Annotated in this window: 14 protein-coding genes and 2 tRNA genes; 14 read left to right on the forward strand and 2 right to left on the reverse strand. The window is 61.6% G+C overall.

The annotated features are described in order from the left end of the window. The first annotated feature begins 16 nt into the window (after positions 1-16). The 9 genes from PSEST_RS03325 (at position 17) to PSEST_RS03365 (ending at position 11,019) form a co-directional block, all read left to right on the forward strand. The gene (locus tag PSEST_RS03325) at positions 17-1,432 is read left to right on the forward strand and encodes an N-acetylmuramoyl-L-alanine amidase (protein WP_041756887.1); all 1,416 of its coding nucleotides are present in this window, start codon (positions 17-19) and stop codon (positions 1,430-1,432) included. Continuing rightward, positions 1,429-3,306 (forward strand): DNA mismatch repair endonuclease MutL, encoded by a 1,878-nt coding sequence (mutL, locus tag PSEST_RS03330; protein ID WP_015275630.1) that lies wholly within the window; start codon positions 1,429-1,431, stop codon positions 3,304-3,306. Before PSEST_RS03325 ends, mutL begins: the two co-directional genes overlap by 4 nt. Before the next feature lie 82 nt (positions 3,307-3,388). Next, positions 3,389-4,360: a tRNA (adenosine(37)-N6)-dimethylallyltransferase MiaA gene (gene miaA, locus PSEST_RS03335; protein ID WP_015275631.1), complete on the forward strand. Its 972-nt coding sequence runs from the start codon at positions 3,389-3,391 to the stop codon at positions 4,358-4,360. Between the two features lie 92 nt (positions 4,361-4,452). Further along, entirely contained in the window at positions 4,453-4,707 is a 255-nt protein-coding gene (gene hfq, locus PSEST_RS03340) for an RNA chaperone Hfq (RefSeq protein WP_003283098.1), read from the forward strand. Positions 4,708-4,718: 11 nt separating this feature from the next. Next, on the forward strand, positions 4,719-6,020 hold the full coding sequence (gene hflX / locus PSEST_RS03345) for a ribosome rescue GTPase HflX (protein ID WP_015275632.1): 1,302 nt from the start codon (positions 4,719-4,721) through the stop codon (positions 6,018-6,020). A gap of 98 nt (positions 6,021-6,118) precedes the next feature. Beyond that, positions 6,119-7,297, forward strand: coding sequence for an FtsH protease activity modulator HflK (gene hflK / locus PSEST_RS03350; protein ID WP_015275633.1), 1,179 nt, complete (start codon positions 6,119-6,121; stop codon positions 7,295-7,297). Further along, the gene (hflC, locus tag PSEST_RS03355; RefSeq protein WP_015275634.1) at positions 7,297-8,163 is read left to right on the forward strand and encodes a protease modulator HflC; all 867 of its coding nucleotides are present in this window, start codon (positions 7,297-7,299) and stop codon (positions 8,161-8,163) included. The genes hflK and hflC overlap by 1 nt, the downstream gene beginning before the upstream one ends. Before the next feature lie 283 nt (positions 8,164-8,446). Continuing rightward, the gene (locus tag PSEST_RS03360; protein WP_015275635.1) at positions 8,447-9,634 is read left to right on the forward strand and encodes an ATP phosphoribosyltransferase regulatory subunit; all 1,188 of its coding nucleotides are present in this window, start codon (positions 8,447-8,449) and stop codon (positions 9,632-9,634) included. An 89-nt stretch (positions 9,635-9,723) separates the two neighbouring features. Beyond that, positions 9,724-11,019: an adenylosuccinate synthase gene (locus tag PSEST_RS03365; RefSeq protein WP_015275636.1), complete on the forward strand. Its 1,296-nt coding sequence runs from the start codon at positions 9,724-9,726 to the stop codon at positions 11,017-11,019. Between the two features lie 157 nt (positions 11,020-11,176). On the opposite strand, the gene PSEST_RS03370 is transcribed toward PSEST_RS03365, so the two are convergent. After that, positions 11,177-11,263 (reverse strand) — tRNA-Leu (locus PSEST_RS03370). Between the two features lie 116 nt (positions 11,264-11,379). Then, positions 11,380-11,466 (reverse strand) — tRNA-Leu (locus PSEST_RS03375). 204 nt (positions 11,467-11,670) lie between these two features. On the opposite strand from PSEST_RS03375, the gene rnr reads away from it, so the two are divergent. The 5 genes from rnr to rpsR all read left to right on the forward strand — a co-directional run bounded on the left by rnr (position 11,671) and on the right by rpsR (position 18,117). Next, positions 11,671-14,172, forward strand: coding sequence for a ribonuclease R (rnr, locus tag PSEST_RS03380; RefSeq protein WP_015275637.1), 2,502 nt, complete (start codon positions 11,671-11,673; stop codon positions 14,170-14,172). Beyond that, complete coding sequence (gene rlmB, locus PSEST_RS03385) at positions 14,169-14,924, forward strand: 23S rRNA (guanosine(2251)-2'-O)-methyltransferase RlmB (protein ID WP_015275638.1); 756 nt, start codon at positions 14,169-14,171, stop codon at positions 14,922-14,924. Before rnr ends, rlmB begins: the two co-directional genes overlap by 4 nt. A 174-nt stretch (positions 14,925-15,098) precedes the next feature. After that, the gene (locus PSEST_RS03390; RefSeq protein ID WP_015275639.1) at positions 15,099-17,261 is read left to right on the forward strand and encodes a PAS domain-containing protein; all 2,163 of its coding nucleotides are present in this window, start codon (positions 15,099-15,101) and stop codon (positions 17,259-17,261) included. A gap of 180 nt (positions 17,262-17,441) precedes the next feature. Next, positions 17,442-17,858, forward strand: coding sequence for a 30S ribosomal protein S6 (gene rpsF / locus PSEST_RS03395; protein WP_003298557.1), 417 nt, complete (start codon positions 17,442-17,444; stop codon positions 17,856-17,858). Positions 17,859-17,886: 28 nt separating this feature from the next. After that, entirely contained in the window at positions 17,887-18,117 is a 231-nt protein-coding gene (gene rpsR, locus PSEST_RS03400) for a 30S ribosomal protein S18 (protein ID WP_003283112.1), read from the forward strand. The last annotated feature ends 1 nt before the right edge of the window (position 18,118 follow it).

The following is an 18,118-nucleotide window of genomic DNA, read 5'->3' on the forward strand; positions in this document are numbered from 1 at the left end:
TAACATGGGTTTGGGTATGCGCATTCGCACCTTTATTGGCGGCCTGGCGCTGTTGCTGATGGCAACGGACCTGTTGGCGGCCAGCGATGTGCAGAGCGTGCGCTTGTGGCGCGCGCCGGACAACACCCGCCTGGTGTTCGATCTGTCCGGGCCGGTCGAGCACAAGATCTTCACGCTCACCGCGCCCGATCGGCTGGTCATCGACGTGACCGGCGCCACGCTCAAGGCCGAACTCGACAAGCTCGCGCTGCAGAACACGCCGGTTGCCTCCCTGCGCGCCGGCCAGCACGACGCCAACACCCTGCGCGTGGTGGTTGACCTGCACGCGCCGGTCTCGCCGAAGAGTTTCAGTTTGGCGCCCAATCAGCAGTACGGTCACCGACTGGTGGTCGATCTGTTCGACCAGGCCACGGCTGCCCGCGCCGCGACCCAGCCGCCGGTCACCGCTACGCCTGCCACGCCTGCCGCTCCCGTTTCGCCAACCCTGCCCGCGGTCAAGCTGCCGGCAACGGGCGGCAGCAAGCGCGACATCGTGATCGCTATCGACGCCGGCCACGGTGGTGAGGACCCGGGCGCCATCGGTCCCGGCAAGGTCTACGAAAAGCACGTGGTATTGCAGATTTCCAAGGAGTTGCAGCGCCAGATCAACGCCGACAAGGGCTTCCGTGCCGAGTTGGTGCGCACTGGCGACTACTTCATTCCTCTGCGCAAGCGTACCGAGATCGCCCGCAAGAAGGGCGCCGACCTGTTCGTCTCGATCCACGCCGATGCCGCGCCGCGCTCGGCGGCCTACGGTGCCTCGGTTTTCGCCCTGTCTGACCGCGGTGCTACCTCGGAAACTGCGCGCTGGCTGGCCGATAGCGAAAACCGCTCCGACCTGATTGGCGGTGCCGGCAACGTCAGCCTCGGCGACAAGGATCAGATGCTCGCCGGCGTGTTGCTGGACCTGTCGATGACCGCCTCGCTGTCTTCGAGCCTGAACGTTGGGCAGAAGGTCCTGAGCAACATGGGGCGGATCACGCCGCTGCACAAACGCCGTGTCGAGCAGGCCGGCTTCATGGTGCTGAAGTCGCCGGACATCCCGTCGATCTTGGTTGAAACCGGCTTTATCTCCAATCCTTCGGAAGCCAAGAAGCTACAGACGGCTAGCCACCAGCAATCGCTGGCACGCTCGATTCACAGCGGAGTGCGGCAGTTCTTTCACGAAAATCCGCCGCCGGGCACTTACGTAGCCTGGCTGCGTGACTCGGGCAAAATCGCCGCCGGCCCGCGCGAGCATATCGTGCGCTCGGGTGAAAGCCTGGCGCTGCTCGCTCAGCGTTATCAGGTCAGCCTGGCTGCGTTGCGCAGCGCCAACAGTCTGAGCAATGACGTGATCAAGGTCGGCCAGACGCTGAATATCCCCGCTACCACGCTGGCTTCCCAGCCATGACCGATACTCCGCGCATCCAGCTGCTCAGTCCGCGGCTGGCGAACCAGATTGCCGCTGGTGAGGTGGTCGAGCGCCCGGCATCGGTGATCAAGGAACTGCTGGAAAACAGCCTGGACTCCGGCGCCAGTCGCATCGAGGTGGACGTCGAACAGGGTGGCGTCAAGCTGTTGCGGGTAAGAGATGACGGTTGCGGTATTCCTCCGGATGACCTGCCGCTGGCCCTGGCGCGTCATGCCACCAGCAAGATTCGCGATCTTGAAGATCTCGAGCGGGTCATGAGCCTCGGCTTTCGTGGCGAGGCGCTGGCCTCCATCAGTTCCGTTTCGCGTCTGACCATGACCTCGCGCACCGCCGATGCGAGCGAAGCCTGGCAGGTGGAAACCGAAGGCCGCGAAATGGAAGCGCGGGTGCAGCCCGCAGCGCATCCGGTTGGCACTTCGGTAGAAGTACGCGACCTGTTCTTCAATACACCGGCGCGGCGCAAGTTTCTGCGCACAGAGAAAACCGAATTCGATCACTTGCAGGAAGTGATCAAGCGACTGGCGCTGGCGCGTTTCGATGTCGCTTTCCATCTGCGCCATAACGGCAAGGCGGTGCTGGCGCTGCATCAGGCGAGCGATGACGCGTCGCGTGCGCGGCGAGTTGCTGCCGTTTGCGGCTCGGCGTTCCTCGAGCAGGCGCTGCCCATCGAGATCGAGCGCAACGGCCTGCGGCTCTGGGGCTGGGTCGGGCTGCCGACCTTCTCGCGTAGCCAGGCCGATCTGCAGTACTTCTACGTCAACGGTCGCATGGTGCGCGACAAGCTGGTCGCCCATGCGGTGCGCCAGGCCTATCGCGACGTGCTGTTCAACGGCCGGCACCCGACCTTCGTGCTGTTCCTCGACGTCGATCCGGCGGTGGTGGATGTCAACGTGCATCCCACCAAACACGAGGTGCGTTTCCGCGACAGCCGCATGGTGCATGACTTTCTCTACGGCACGCTGCACCGCGCACTGGGTGACGTGCGGCCGGAAGATCAGCTCGCGGCTCCTGCCAGCGTCACGTCGATGACCCAGGTTTCCGGGCTTGCTGCCGGCGAGTTCGGTGGGCAGAACGAGATGAGTCTGGCCGCCAGCGTGCTCGAGCGGCCGCCAGGCGAGACACCTGCCTGGCGGGGCGCTGGCGCGGGCTATCAGGCGCCACGCCCGGCAGCGGCCGGCTACACCGCCGAGACCCAGGGCGCTTATCGCGAGTTGTTCACGCCGCTGCCCGAGAGCGGCCCTGCTGCATTGCCGGCAAGCCAGGATGACGTGCCGCCACTGGGTTATGCCCTGGCGCAACTCAAGGGGGTCTATATCCTCGCCGAGAATGCCCAGGGCATGGTGCTGGTGGATATGCACGCCGCCCACGAACGCATCACCTACGAGCGGCTGAAGACCGCCATGGCCAGCGAAGGACTGCGCGGTCAGCCGCTGCTGGTGCCTGAATCCATTGCCCTCAGCCAGCGCGAGGCCGATTGCGCGGAAGAGCACGGGCAGTGGTTCCAGATGCTCGGCTTCGAGCTGCAGCGTCTCGGCCCGGAAACCCTGGGGATCCGTCAGATTCCCTCGCTGCTCAAACAGGCCGAAGCCACCCAGCTGGTGCGTGATGTGCTTGCCGATCTGCTGGAGTACGGCACCAGTGACCGCATCCAGGCGCACCTCAACGAATTACTGGCAACCATGGCCTGCCATGGTGCAGTGCGGGCCAACCGCCGCCTCACGCTGCCGGAAATGAACGCCTTGCTGCGCGATATGGAGCACACCGAGCGCAGCGGGCAGTGCAATCACGGGCGGCCGACCTGGACACAGCTGGGCATGGACGAACTGGACAAACTGTTCCTGCGCGGTCGCTGAGCAACTGTCTCTGGCAGCGAGTCAGGCTTGCGGTCGAGTGCCTGCCACCTGAAACTATGCCGCCGTGCCCTTGAGCCTGCCGATGTCTTCCTTGCCACCCGCCATCTTTCTTATGGGTCCGACCGCTTCGGGCAAGACCGATCTGGCGCTGGAGCTGGCGCGCGTACTGCCCTGCGAGCTGATCAGCGTCGACTCGGCGCTGATCTATCGTGGCATGGATATCGGTACGGCTAAGCCCTCCGCCGAGGTCCTGGCAGAGTTCCCGCACCGCCTAGTGGATATCCTCGATCCGGCTGAGAGCTACTCGGCGGCCGAGTTCAGTGCCGATGCGCTGGCTGCCATGGCGGAAATCACTGCGCTGGGCCGCATTCCGCTGCTGGTTGGCGGCACCATGTTGTATTTCAAGGCATTGCAGGACGGTCTCGCCGATATGCCGGCGGCCGATCCCTTGGTCCGCGCCCAGCTGGAGGCGCTGGCCGCCTCCGAAGGATTGCTGGCACTGCACCGCGAGCTGGCGCAGGTCGATCCGGAGTCGGCTGCACGCATTCATCCCAACGATCCGCAGCGGTTGGTGCGAGCGCTGGAAGTCTATCTGGTCAGCGGGCTGACCATGAGTGAGCACCGTGCCCGACAAAGGTCGCAAAAAGCCGCCGCAGACGCGCCTGGCTCGGGAGTCTTGCCTTATACTGTCGCGCAACTGTGCATCGCCCCTGCACAACGCCATATCCTGCACGAGCGTATCGAGAGCCGTTTCCGGCACATGGTTGAACAGGGATTCGTCGAAGAGGTCGAAGCCCTGAGGCGCCGCGGTGATCTGCATCCCGGAATGCCGTCGATTCGCGCGGTCGGTTATCGTCAGGTCTGGGAATATCTGGACGGATCATCGACCCGAGAGGAAATGGTGGAGCGCGGCATCATCGCAACCCGGCAACTGGCCAAACGGCAGTTCACCTGGTTGCGCAGTTGGGGGGAGATACACTGGCTGGACAGTTTGTCCCGCGACAATCTGCCGCGCGCATTGAAATACCTGCAATCGCTCTCCATATTGAGCTGACACTGCGAATTGACCGTCTATTCTCAACACGTGGATCGTCGGTTGTACTTTTAGAACACTAATGAAAACAGATCCTCTAAGGAGTGCGGCACATGTCAAAAGGGCATTCGCTACAAGACCCTTACCTCAACACACTGCGTAAGGAACGCGTTCCGGTTTCCATCTATCTGGTAAACGGCATCAAGCTGCAGGGCCAGATCGAATCCTTCGACCAATTCGTCATTCTTCTGAAGAACACCGTCAGCCAGATGGTCTACAAGCACGCCATTTCCACCGTCGTTCCGGGTCGTCCAGTACGCCTGCCGACCGCTGGCGATGCCGAGCAATCCGAGTCGGGCAACGACTGAGGTAGGTTTCCTTGTTCTTCGAACGTCCCGGTGGTGGTGAGCGGGCTATCTTGGTGCACCTGGATGGCCAGGACCCCGCGGCACGCGAGGACCCACAGGAATTCCAGGAGCTGGCGCGTTCTGCTGGCGCCGAAACGGTCGGCTTCGTCAATGTCTCTCGGCATCAGCCGTCCGCCAAGTTTCTGATTGGCAGCGGCAAGGTCGAGGAGCTGCATGACCTCGTCAAGGATGGCGAGGTCGAGCTTGTGATCTTCAATCACACGCTCACGCCCAGTCAGGAGCGCAACCTCGAGCGCGCACTTGAATGCCGCGTGCTGGACCGTACCGGTCTAATTCTGGATATCTTCGCTCAGCGTGCCCGCACCCATGAGGGCAAGCTGCAGGTCGAGCTGGCTCAGCTCGAGCACATGAGTACGCGACTGGTGCGCGGCTGGACCCACCTCGAGCGCCAGAAGGGTGGTATCGGTCTGCGTGGTCCGGGCGAAACCCAGCTGGAAACCGACCGCCGGCTTTTGCGCGTGCGTATTCGTCAAATCAAGCAGCGTCTGGAAAAGGTCCGCGGGCAGCGCGAGCAGGCTCGGCGTGGTCGTCGTCGCGCCGATATTCCCTCGGTGTCGCTGGTCGGTTACACCAACGCCGGCAAGTCCACGTTGTTTAACGCACTCACCGAGTCCGACGTTTACGCGGCGAATCAGCTGTTCGCCACGCTCGACCCGACCCTGCGCCGACTGGAACTCGACGATGTCGGGCCAGTGGTGCTGGCCGATACCGTGGGGTTCATTCGTCATCTGCCACACAAGCTGGTGGAGTCCTTCCGGGCGACGCTCGAAGAATCCAGCAATGCCGATTTGCTCCTGCATGTCATCGATGCGCACGAGCCGGAGCGCGATCAGCAGATCGAGCAGGTGTTGGCTGTCCTTGGTGAGATTGGTGCCAACGAACTGCCGATGCTCGAGGTCTACAACAAGGTCGACCTGATGGAGGGTATCGAGCCGCAGATTCAGCGTGATGCCGATGGCAAGCCGCAGCGGGTCTGGGTGTCGGCGCGTGACGGTCTGGGTCTGGATCTTGTGCGTCAGGCGATCGCCGAGTTGCTGGGCAATGACCTGTTCGTCGGAACGCTGCGCTTGCCGCAGCGGCTCGGACGGCTGCGTGCGCAGTTCTTCGAGCTGAGCGCTGTGCAGCGCGAGACCCATGATGAAGAGGGCGGCAGCCTGCTGGAAGTTCGTTTGCCGAGAATCGAATTGAATCGCTTGATCAGTCGCGAAGGGTTGCGGGTGGACGAGTTCATCGAGCAACACACTTTGCAATAAAGCCTCCGCTGGCATTTTTGCCGGTGGTTCGGGGCTTTCTGTAGCATTGGCGGGCGTGCCGTGGGCGCGCCTTTAGCTTTATTTGAATGGAGAGCGCTATGGCTTGGAATGAGCCGGGTGGCAACTCGAACAACCAGGATCCCTGGGGCAGTGGTGGCGGTGGTCGTCGCGGTGGCGGCGGCGACCAGAAAGGCCCGCCGGACCTCGATGAGGCTTTCCGCAAGCTGCAGGACAGCCTGAATGGCATGTTCGGCGGCAAGAAGCGTGGTGGTGGCAGCAATTTCGGTGGCAGCGGCAAGCGCGGCGGCTTCGGCTTGGTGTGGGTTGCTCTGGTCGTTCTGCTGGCGGTATGGCTGTTCAATGCGATCTACATCGTCGACGAGCAGGAGCAGGCAGTCGTGCTGCGCTTCGGCAAGTACCACGAGACGGTAGGGCCGGGCCTGAACATCTACTTCCCGCCGATCGATCGCAAGTTCCAGGAGAACGTCACCCGCGAGCGCTCTTACAGCAAGCAGGGCCAGATGCTCACCGAGGATGAGAACATCATCGAGGTGCCGCTCACCGTTCAGTACAAGATCAGCAATCTGCAATCGTTCGTGCTCAGCGTTGATCAACCCGAAATCAGCCTGCAGCATGCTACCGACAGTGCCGTACGCCACGTGGTGGGTTCGACGGCAATGGACCAGGTGCTGACCGAGGGTCGTGAAGTCATGGCTGGCGAGGTCAAGGAGCGCCTGCAGCGGTTCCTCGACAACTATGGCACCGGCATCGTCGTCACCCAGGTCAACCTGCAAAGTGCGGCAGCGCCGCGTGAGGTGCAGGAGGCGTTCGATGACGTGATCCGCGCGCGCGAAGATGAGCAGCGCGAGAAGAACCAGGCCGAGTCCTACGCCAATGGCGTGATCCCCGAAGCCCGCGGTCAGGCCCAGCGCATGCTGGAAGAGGCAAGTGGTTATCGCGACGCGGTAATCTCGCGTGCCACGGGTGAGGCCGATCGCTTCAGCAAGCTGGTCGCCGAGTATCGCAAGGCGCCGGAGGTCACTCGTGAGCGTCTGTACCTGGAAACCATGCAGGAAGTCATGAGCAATACCAGCAAGGTCATGGTCAGCGGCGACGGTGGGCAGAACCTGCTTTATCTGCCGCTGGACAAGATGATCAACAGCCGCGGTGCAAGCACGCCAGCGCCTGCCGGCGTTGCTTCGGGTGCCGCAACTCAGGGCACTCGTCTGCCGCCGGAGCTGGATCCGCGTGAAGTTCGTACAAGGGAGAGTCGCTGATGAGCAATAAATCCCTTACGGCGCTGATCGTGGGTGTAGTCGCCGCAATCGTCCTGTGGAACAGCTTCTACATCGTCTCGCAGACCGAACGTGCAGTGTTGCTGCGCTTTGGCCGGATCGTCGAGCCTGACGTGAAGCCTGGTCTGCACATGAAGATTCCGTACGTGAACTCGGTGCGCAAGTTCGATGCGCGACTGCTGACGCTGGATACGACCACTTCGCGCTTCCTGACGCTGGAGAAGAAGGCGTTGATGGTCGACTCCTACGCCAAGTGGCGCGTGGATGATGCCGAGCGCTTCTATACCGCGACCTCCGGTGTCAAGCAGATCGCCGATGAGCGTCTGGCACGTCGCCTCGAGGCGGCGCTGCGTGACCAGTTCGGTAAGCGCACGCTGCACGAGTCTGTTTCCGGGCAGCGTGACGAGCTGATGGCTCAGGTCACCACCAGTCTCAATCGTGCGGCACAGCAGGAGTTGGGCATTGAGGTCGTCGACGTGCGGGTCAAGGGTATCGACCTGCCGCGCGAAGTGAACCGCAGCGTATTCGAGCGGATGAGCTCCGAGCGCGAGCGCGAGGCTCGTGAGCATCGCGCCAAGGGTAAGGAGCTTGCTGAAGGTATCCGTGCGGACGCCGATCGTCAGCGTCGGGTTCTGCTGGCTGAGGCGTTCCGCGAGGCTGAAGAGCTGCGCGGTGATGGCGATGCCAAGGCGGCTGCGATCTATGCTTCTGCCTACGGGCAGGATCAGGAGTTCTACGCTTTCCATCGTAGCCTGCAGGCCTACCGTGAGAGCTTCTCCAGTAAGGAAGATGTGCTGGTGCTCGATCCGAAGAGCGACTTCTTCCGCTATCTGGAAAGCAGCAAGTAGCGCTTCATGGCCACCTGAACGGTTTCCCCGGCGGCGCGCGAGTGCCGCCGGGTGACCGGTAGGGAAAAGATTGCTATGATCCGCCAGCCGGGAAAATCCCGGCTTTTTTGCGTCTGTGCCCTTGAGGTCGCAGGCTATCCCAGGCATGCAGCGGTCATGCCGACCCCTGAGAGGGCATGGCTCGGATGCCATGATCGAATACAACTGCACGCGACCGAAGGCCAGCCCAGGCTGTTGCCAAGGTTTTCGTCTGGGCTTACCGGAACGAGAGGTGATTTCGCGAATGGCAACGGTAGACCGCTGGCTTTTGCCAGATGGCATCGAAGAGGTGCTGCCGCCCGAGGCGGCGCGTATCGAAACGGCACGTAGACGCGTGCTGGACCTGTTTCAGTGCTGGGGCTACGAGCTGGTCATCACCCCGCATGTGGAGTTTCTCGAGTCTCTGCTCACCGGTTCCGGGCAGGATCTGGATTTGCGTACCTTCAAGGTTATCGATCCGCTTTCTGGTCGGCAGATGGGCCTCCGTGCCGATATCACCCCGCAGGTGGCTCGTGTCGATGCGCATACCTTGCGCCGCGAAGGTCCGAGCCGCCTGTGCTACGCCGGCAGTGTTCTGCATGCCAAGCCGCAGGCCCTTTCCACTTCACGCAGCCCAATCCAGTTGGGTGCGGAACTGTATGGCGACGCCTCTGCTTCCAGCGACATCGAAGTGATCAGCCTGATGCTGGAGATGCTTGAGCTGGCCGATGTTCCGGATGTGCACATGGATCTCGGTCATGTCGGTATTTATCGCGGTCTGGCCAAGGCTGCGGGCTTGAATGGCGATGCCGAGCAGCGCCTGTTCGATGCGTTGCAGCGCAAGGCGATGGACGAGATTGCCGAGCTGACCGCTGCGCTCGAACCTGCTCTGGCTAATATGCTACGTGCGCTGGCCCGGCTGTGCGGCGGGCGCCAGGCGCTCGATGAGGCCCGTAAGGCGTTGACGGGTGCGCCGGCCGAGGTGCAGGCGGCGCTGGAAACGCTGGTTCTGATCGCCGACCAGCTGGCAGCGCGTTATCCGGATGTTCCGCTGTATTTCGATTTGGGCGAATTGCGTGGCTATCACTACCATACTGGAGTGGTGTTCGCGGTATTTGTGCCTGGCGTCGGTCAGTCGATCGCTCAGGGCGGGCGTTATGACGATATCGGTGCCGATTTCGGTCGTGCGCGGCCGGCGACGGGCTTTTCCACGGATCTGAAAACCTTGGTCAGCCTGGGTAACGCGGATCTGTCGGCGCCTGTGTCAGGCATTTGGGCGCCGCATGGCGATGAGCCTGGTTTGTGGATTGTGGTTCGCGAGTTGCGACGTCAGGGTGAGCGCGTGGTGCAGGCGCTCGATGGTCAGTCGCAGGCTGATGCCGCGCCGCTGGGCTGCGATCGACAGCTGCTGTTGAGTAATGGTGTCTGGACGGTGGCCTCGCTGGCGTCCTGATGGCTGTGGCGCCGCACCGCGGTGCTGGCCAGATTTCGATTATCGCCGGTTGCGACCGGCACATGCTTCGCCGAAGAGGACAAAGGGTTATGGGTAAGAACGTCGTGGTCCTGGGCACCCAGTGGGGTGATGAGGGCAAGGGCAAGATCGTCGATCTGCTGACCGATCAGGCGGCTGCGGTCGTGCGTTACCAGGGCGGCCACAATGCCGGTCACACTCTGGTCATCGACGGTGAGAAGACCGTTTTGCACCTGATTCCGTCCGGCATCCTGCGCGACAACGTGCAATGCCTGATCGGCAATGGCGTGGTGGTCGCTCCCGATGCGCTGCTGCGCGAGATCACCAAGCTGGAAGAGAAGGGTGTGCCGGTTCGTGAGCGTCTGCGCATCAGCCCCTCCTGCACGTTGATCCTGCCTTACCATGTGGCCCTGGATCAGGCGCGCGAAGCGTCGCGTTCGGAAGGCAAGATCGGCACTACCGGCCGTGGCATTGGTCCGGCGTACGAAGACAAGGTTGCGCGTCGGGGGCTGCGCATTGCTGATCTGTTCAATCCGGAGCGTTTCGCGGTCAAGCTGCGAGAGTTGTTGGAGTACCACAACTTCGTGCTGAAGAGCTTCTACAAGGTGGAGCCGGTTGATTTCCAGAAGACCCTCGATGAAGCTCTCGGTTATGCGGAAATCCTCAAGCCGCTGATCACCGACGTTACTGCTCGTCTGCACGAGCTGCGCAAGCAGGGCGCCTGCATCATGTTCGAAGGTGCGCAGGGTTCGCTGCTGGATATCGACCACGGTACCTATCCGTACGTGACCAGCTCCAGCACCACTGCCGGCGGAACTGCGACCGGTTCCGGTTTTGGCCCGCTGTACCTGGATTACATCCTGGGCATCACCAAGGCCTACACCACCCGTGTTGGTTCCGGTCCGTTCCCGACCGAGCTGTTCGACGATGTTGGTGCTCGTCTGGCCGAGCGTGGTCACGAATTCGGTTCGACCACCGGCCGTGCGCGGCGTTGTGGTTGGTTCGATGCGGTCATTCTGCGTCGCGCCATCGAGATCAATAGCATCTCCGGCATCTGCCTGACCAAGCTCGATGTGCTCGATGGGCTGGAAACCATCCGTATCTGTGTCGGTTACAAGGATCGCAATGGCGACGTGCTCGTCGATGCGCCTACTGACGCGGACAGCTACGATGGCCTGCAGCCGGTCTACGAAGAAATGCCGGGCTGGAGCGAATCGACCGTTGGTGCGAAGACGCTCGATGAGCTGCCTGCCAATGCCCGCGCCTATATCAAGCGCCTCGAGGAGCTGGTCGAGGCGCCGGTGGATATCATTTCTACCGGCCCGGACCGCAACGAGACTATCGTGCTGCGTCATCCATACGCCTGATCAACGCGTTCTGCTGCAACAAAAGACCGCCCGAAGGCGGTCTTTTGCTTTGCGACTTGCGGGGATAGCCGAATAGTGTGAGCACTTTGCGTGCTGCTGGCCGGTTTGGCGCTGAAACGAAAAAACCGAGCCATAGGCTCGGTTTTTTCTTGAAGAGTGGTGCCCAGGAGAAGACTCGAACTTCCACGGTGTTGCCACCGCTAGGACCTGAACCTAGTGCGTCTACCAATTCCGCCACCTGGGCACATTGCGATGATTGCTCATCGACTTCTTTGCCGTTTTACCGATCAGGTCGGTCGAAGTCGACTTCTTCGTCTTGCATGAGACTCGCCAACTTTCGACGGGTTTCATTTGAATAAGTGGTGCCCAGGAGAAGACTCGAACTTCCACGGTGTTGCCACCGCTAGGACCTGAACCTAGTGCGTCTACCAATTCCGCCACCTGGGCACGAGAAACGATGATACTTGGCCGTTTCCGTGTTACAACGTCTACCAGACATTGTGGGCGCGAACTATACGGCTGAGGTTTGGCCTTGTAAACCCCTGATGCCGAAAAATAATTCGCATCAAAGCTGCCGTCCGGCAGCGATTCGCGCTTCAATAGAAAAAGGGCGTTCTGCCTCTATAAATGAATGAAAGGTGACATCTCTTAATGGCCGATTGGCAATCCCTCGATCCCGAGGCCGCTCGTGAAGCGGAAAAGTACGACAACCCCATTCCCAGTCGCGAGCTGATTCTCCAGCATCTCGGTGAGCGCGGCTCACCGGCCGCCCGCGAAGAGCTGGTTGAAGAGTTCGGGCTTGTGTCCGAAGAAGATATCGAAGCGCTGCGTCGCCGTCTGCGCGCGATGGAGCGTGATGGTCAGCTGATCTACACCCGGCGTGGCACTTATGCCCCGGTGGACAAGCTGGACCTGGTCTGTGGTCGCGTCAGTGGTCATCGTGACGGTTTCGGATTTCTGATTCCTGACGATGGCAGCGACGATCTGTTTCTCAGTCCTGCGCAGATGCGCCTGGTTTTCGACGGTGATCGCTGCCTGGCGCGTGTAGCCGGCCTGGATCGGCGCGGACGTCGCGAAGGTGCCATCGTTGAAGTAATCAGTCGGGCGCACGAAAGCATTGTCGGTCGCTACCACATCGAAAGTGATGTGGGTTTTGTCATTCCCGATAATCCGAAGATCCAGCAGGAAGTGCTGGTGACGCCGGGTCGCGCGCTTGACGCCAAGCCAGGCCAGTTCGTCGAAGTGAAGATCACTCACTGGCCAACTCAGCGCTTCCAGCCACAGGGCGACATTGTCGAAGTGATCGGCAACTACATGGCGCCGGGTATGGAGATCGACGTCGCACTGCGCAGCTTCGATATCCCGCATGTCTGGCCGGAAGCCGTCTTGAAGGAGGCCTCCCGTCTCAAGCCCGAGGTGGAGGAGAAGGACAAGCACAAGCGCGTCGACCTGCGCCATCTGCCGTTCGTCACCATCGACGGTGAGGATGCGCGGGACTTCGACGATGCGGTCTACTGCGAGAAGCCGGGTGGCTGGAAGCTGCTGACCGGTGGCTTCCGCTTGTACGTCGCCATTGCTGACGTGTCGCACTACGTCAAGGTCGATTCGGCGCTCGACAAGGAATCGGTGGTCCGCGGTAACTCGGTGTATTTCCCCGAGCGGGTGGTGCCGATGCTGCCTGAGGAGCTGTCCAACGGGCTCTGCTCGTTGAACCCGCAGGTCGACCGTCTGGCGATGGTGTGTGAAATTACCTTGAGCAAGTCGGGGAAGATGACCGACTACCAGTTCTACGAGGCTGTGATCCACTCTCACGCCCGGCTGACCTACAACAAGGTCAGTGCCATGCTCGAGCAGCCCAAGTCTGCCGAAGGCAAGCGCTTGAGTGCCGAGTATGCGGAGGTGCTGCCGCATCTCAAGCAGCTCTATTCGCTGTACAAGGTGCTGCTCAAGGCGCGCCACACCCGCGGAGCTATCGACTTCGAAACGCAGGAAACACGTATCGTCTTCGGCAGCGATCGCAAGATCGCCGAAATCAAGCCCACCGAGCGCAACGATGCGCACAAGCTGATCGAAGAGTGCATGCTCTGCGCCAACGTCGCGACGGCAGCGTTCCTGCAGAAGCACGAGATCCCCGCGCTCTATCGTGTACACGATGCACCGCCGCTGGAGCGCCAGGAAAAGTTGCGCGCGTTTCTAGGTGAGCTGGGGCTCTCGCTGCACAAAGGCAAGGAAGGTCCGACGCCCAAGGATTATCAGGCGCTGCTGGAGCAGATTCAGGGGCGTCCGGATTTCCATGTGATCCAGACCGTCATGCTGCGCTCGCTGAGCCAGGCGGTGTACAGCGCGGAGAATCACGGGCACTTCGGTCTGAACTACGAAGCCTACGCGCATTTCACCTCGCCGATCCGGCGCTATCCCGACCTGCTGGTGCATCGCGCCATTCGCAGTGTCATTCGTTCCCGTCGCGATACGCCGCACGTGCGCCGTGAAGGCGCCACCAGCATGCCCAAGGCACGTATCTATCCGTATGACGAAGCGGCGCTGGAGCAGCTGGGCGAGCAGTGCTCGATGACCGAGCGGCGCGCCGACGAGGCTACCCGTGACGTCACCAATTGGCTCAAGTGCGAGTTCATGAAGGATCGCGTCGGAGAGACCTTCCCTGGTGTAATCACCGCGGTGACTGGTTTCGGTCTGTTCGTCGAGCTGACCGATATCTATGTGGAAGGGCTGGTACACGTCACGGCGATGCCAGGCGATTACTACCACTTCGATCCGTTGCACCATCGCCTGTCAGGCGAGCGTAGCGGCCGCAGCTTCCGTCTTGGTGACAGCGTCGAGGTCCGCGTCATGCGCGTCGACCTGGATGAACGCAAAATCGACTTCGAGCTAATTGCAGGCGGGACCAAGTCGGCTCCGGGCCAGCGCGATGGCGAGGGTCGTGGTCGCGAGCCTGGCAATGCCGACGTACGCAAGAGCCGCGAGCTGAAGAAGGCTCTGTTGGAGGAGGCCAAGGGAGGGCGCAAGGGCAAGGGTGAGAAGTCGACCGGTAGCAAGTCCCGGTCGGGCTCCGCGAAGCCCAAGTCTGCCGCCAAGTCTGGTGACAAGCCGTCCGCTGCCAGCGGTGGTCCCAGAAAGCGCAAGGCCAAGTCATGAGCCAGCTGGAGAAAATCTACGGCTTGCACGCCGTGGAGGCGCTGCTGCGTCATCACCCGAAGCGGGTCAAGCAGGTCTGGCTGGCCGAGGGGCGTGGCGATCCGCGTGTTCAGGTGCTGATCGAGCTCGCTGCACAGGCGCGTGTGAGTGTCGGGCAATGCGAGCGTCGCGAGATGGACGCCTGGGTCGAAGGCGTCCATCAGGGGGTGGTCGCCGATGTCAGCCCGAGTCAGGTCTGGGGTGAGGCAATGCTCGAAGAGTTGCTCGATCGCGCCGAAGGGCCGCCATTGCTGCTGGTGCTCGATGGAGTGACCGATCCGCACAATCTCGGCGCCTGTATGCGCACCGCAGATGCCGCGGGTGCGCTCGCGGTGATCGTGCCGAAGGATAAATCGGCCACGCTTAACGCCACCGTACGGAAGGTGGCGTGCGGGGCGGCCGAGGTGATTCCCCTGGTCGCCGTCACCAACCTGGCGCGCACCCTGGAGAAGTTGCAGCAGCGCGGCCTGTGGGTCGTCGGAACAGCTGGCGAAGCTGAGCAGTCGCTTTACGATCAGGACCTCACCGGGCCCATCGTTCTTATCATGGGGGCAGAAGGTCGCGGTATGCGGCGCTTGACCCGCGAGCACTGCGACTACCTGGTGCGCCTGCCGATGGCGGGAAGTGTCAGCAGTCTGAACGTCTCGGTGGCGACCGGTGTTTGCCTGTTCGAGGCCTTGCGCCAGCGCAAGGGCGCCAAGGCCACCAGCTGATTCCAGCGTAGTCGCGCCGCCCGCCTGAAACCGATTGACCTTTTTGTGGTCAATCGGTGTCCCAGGCCCGTCCGCCGGATAGCGGCTTCCCGTCATATTGCTTGAGCGCTCCGGGTGCTGTCGGAGCCTTGCTGAGTTCGTTACGCGGCGTCAGGCTCGTACCATGGAGGTTGTATGCAGCAGCGCCCGTCTTTCGAAAGCCTGTTCCGGCTATCCCCAAACGCCTATGTCCTGCTTGATCGCGATCTGGTCATCCTGGACGCCAATGCAGCTTACCTCGCCCTGACCGGGCGCAAGCTGGAGGATATCCAGGGGCAGCGCCTGCATGAGGCGTTCGCTGCCGATCCGCTCAGCCCTGAGATGACCCGGGTGCAGGAATTGCTCGATTCCTTCGCGCGTGTTCTTAGTCGCAAGGCTGTCGATACGCTGCCTGTGATTCGCTACTCGATCGCCCGCCAGACTCCGCTCGGTCCTATTTACGAAGACCGTTACTGGAGCGCCACGCACACCCCGATTCTGGATGAACAGGGGGAGGTGGTGGCGATCCTGCAGCACACGTCGGATATCACTGAGCTTCAGGCAATAAAGGACTCGGTGAGTCAGGCGGCTGGCGGGCGCCAGCCTGTGCAGCAGCTGGAGCAGAGCGTCATGTCACGGGCCAAGCTGCTGCAGTCGGAAGGCGAGCAGTTGCGGCGCCTGTTCGCCCAGGCCCCCGGGTTCGTCTGCTTTCTGCGAGGCCCGAGGCATGTCTACGAGTTGGTGAATGATGCCTATCGGCAGGTCATCGGGCATCGCCAGCTTCTGGGTAAGACGATTCGCGACGGCTTGCCGGAGATCGAGGGGCAGGTCCTGATCGGTTTGCTCGATGACGTCTATCGGACCGGGCAGCCTTATATTGGCAAACGCGTATCGCTGTTCCTCAAGCGGCAGCCGGAGCGGGAGCCCGAAGAGGTGATTCTCGACTTCGTGCTGCAGCCAATCGTCGAAAATGACGGCAAGGTGATCGGCATCTTCGTTCAGGGGCAGGACGTCACCGAGCAGCAGCGCAATGAGATGGAGCTGCGCCGCTATCGCGATCATCTGGAAGAGCTGGTTCGCGAGCGCACCCTGGCGCTGCAGCAGAGCGAGGCTGAGCGACAGATGACCGAGCAGGCACTGCTCCAGGCCCAGCGTCTGGAGGCAGTGGGCAAGCTGACCGGCGGCATCGCCCATGATTTCAACAACATGCTGCAGATCATTGGCGGCAACCTGCAACTGTTGCGACGCAGTCTTGGCAGTGACGAAACTGCCGCGCGGCGGCTGGACTCCGCTGTCAGTGGGGTCGAGAAGGGCGCTCGTCTCGCTTCGCAACTACTCGCCTTTGCCAGTCGCCAGCCATTGCTTCCGCAGCAAGTGCATCTGCCTGACCTGCTCGAACAGATGCATGAGTTACTCAACGGTGCGCTGGGTTCGGCCGTGCAGCTCGAACTGCAGGTGTTGGGTCGGCCGTGGCCGGTGTTCGTGGATGTCGGCAACCTGCAAAGCGTGGTGCTGAATCTCGCCGCGAACGCGCGTGATGCGATGTCCGGTGGTGGTCGCGTCGTGCTGCGCCTGGAGAATCGGCTGCTGGGCGCAGACGTTCCGGTCGGTCAGGGTGGTGGCTATGTGTTGCTCAGCGTGATCGATGAGGGGAGCGGCATGACGGAGGATGTCCGCGCCAGGGCGTTCGAGCCTTTCTTCACCACCAAGCAGAACAGCAATGCTTCCGGTCTCGGCTTGAGCATGGTCTATGGATTCGTCAAGCAGAGCGGTGGCTTCGTCACGCTGGAGAGCGGCGAGCAGGGCGGCACGGCCGTGCATGTTCATTTGCCGCGCCATGTAGAAAACGAGCCGCAGCTCCCGGGGCAGGGCGGCGACGGTGCAGTCGAGTCGATACAGGATGACGCCTCGCGCTCGGCGCCTGAGTCGGGCGCGGACTCAGTGGATGGCAGTCTCCGGATCCTCTTCGTCGAAGATGACCCGACGCTGCGCATGCTGACCGGGGAAGTGATGATGGAGCTCGGTCATGAGGTCGTCGCCAGTGAAACGGCGGAAGAGGCGCTGGAAATTCTTGAGCGGCAGCCGTTCGATGTACTGCTGACCGATGTCGGCCTGGCTGGGATGAGCGGAATCGATCTTGCGCGCGAAGCCGGCACGCGCCTGCCACGGCTGTCATTGGTGATCGCTTCGGGTTATCCGGTCAATGCGTCGGACGTCGGGCTTGATCGCCTGCGCACCATGCTCAAACCGTACGATATCCATCAGGTTCGCGAGCTGCTTGATGGCATTCGCGCCGAGCGTGCGGCGCTGCATATCTGATATGCACTGGGCTGGTTAAATAATCACCAGTTTGCCTTGCGCCGCTGTCGGCCCTTCTCTAGAATGGCGCCCCTTGCCTGGATGGCAGGCGTTTGCGCGCCTTTCTGCAAGCAAGACAACAAGTCATTCACTCCTTGCCTGACCGCATTGTCGGCAGGCTGCAACCCGTAAGGAGCAATTATGCGTCATTACGAAATCATCTTTCTGGTTCACCCGGACCAGAGCGAGCAGGTCGGCGGCATGGTGGAGCGTTACACCAAGCTGATCGAAGAAGACGGTGGCAAGATTCACCGCCTGGAAGACTGGGGCCGTCGTCAGCTGGCTTACGCCATCAACAACGTGCACAAGGCTCACTATGTGATGCTGAACGTCGAGTGCAGTGGCAAGGCCCTGGCCGAGCTGGAAGACAACTTCCGCTACAACGACGCCGTCATCCGCAACCTGATCATTCGTCGCGACGAAGCCGAGACCGAACAGTCTGAAATGCTCAAGGCCGAGGAAAACCGTAGCGAACGCCGCGAGCGTCGTGATCGCCCTGACAACACTGATGGCTCCAACGAGAGCGACAGTGACAGCGATAACAACGCTGACGAGTAATCCACGGATCTATTGAGGAGCCTATTTCATGGCACGTTTTTTCCGTCGTCGTAAGTTCTGCCGTTTCACCGCCGAAGGCGTGAAAGAGATCGACTACAAGGATCTCAACACCCTGAAGGCCTACATCTCCGAGACCGGCAAGATTGTTCCTAGCCGTATCACCGGAACCAAGGCACGTTATCAGCGTCAGCTGGCTACCGCTATCAAGCGCGCCCGCTACCTGGCCCTGCTGCCCTACACCGACAGCCACGGCCGTTGAT

The organism is Stutzerimonas stutzeri RCH2, from assembly GCF_000327065.1.
GTDB classification, from domain to species: Bacteria; Pseudomonadota; Gammaproteobacteria; order Pseudomonadales; family Pseudomonadaceae; genus Stutzerimonas; species Stutzerimonas stutzeri_AE.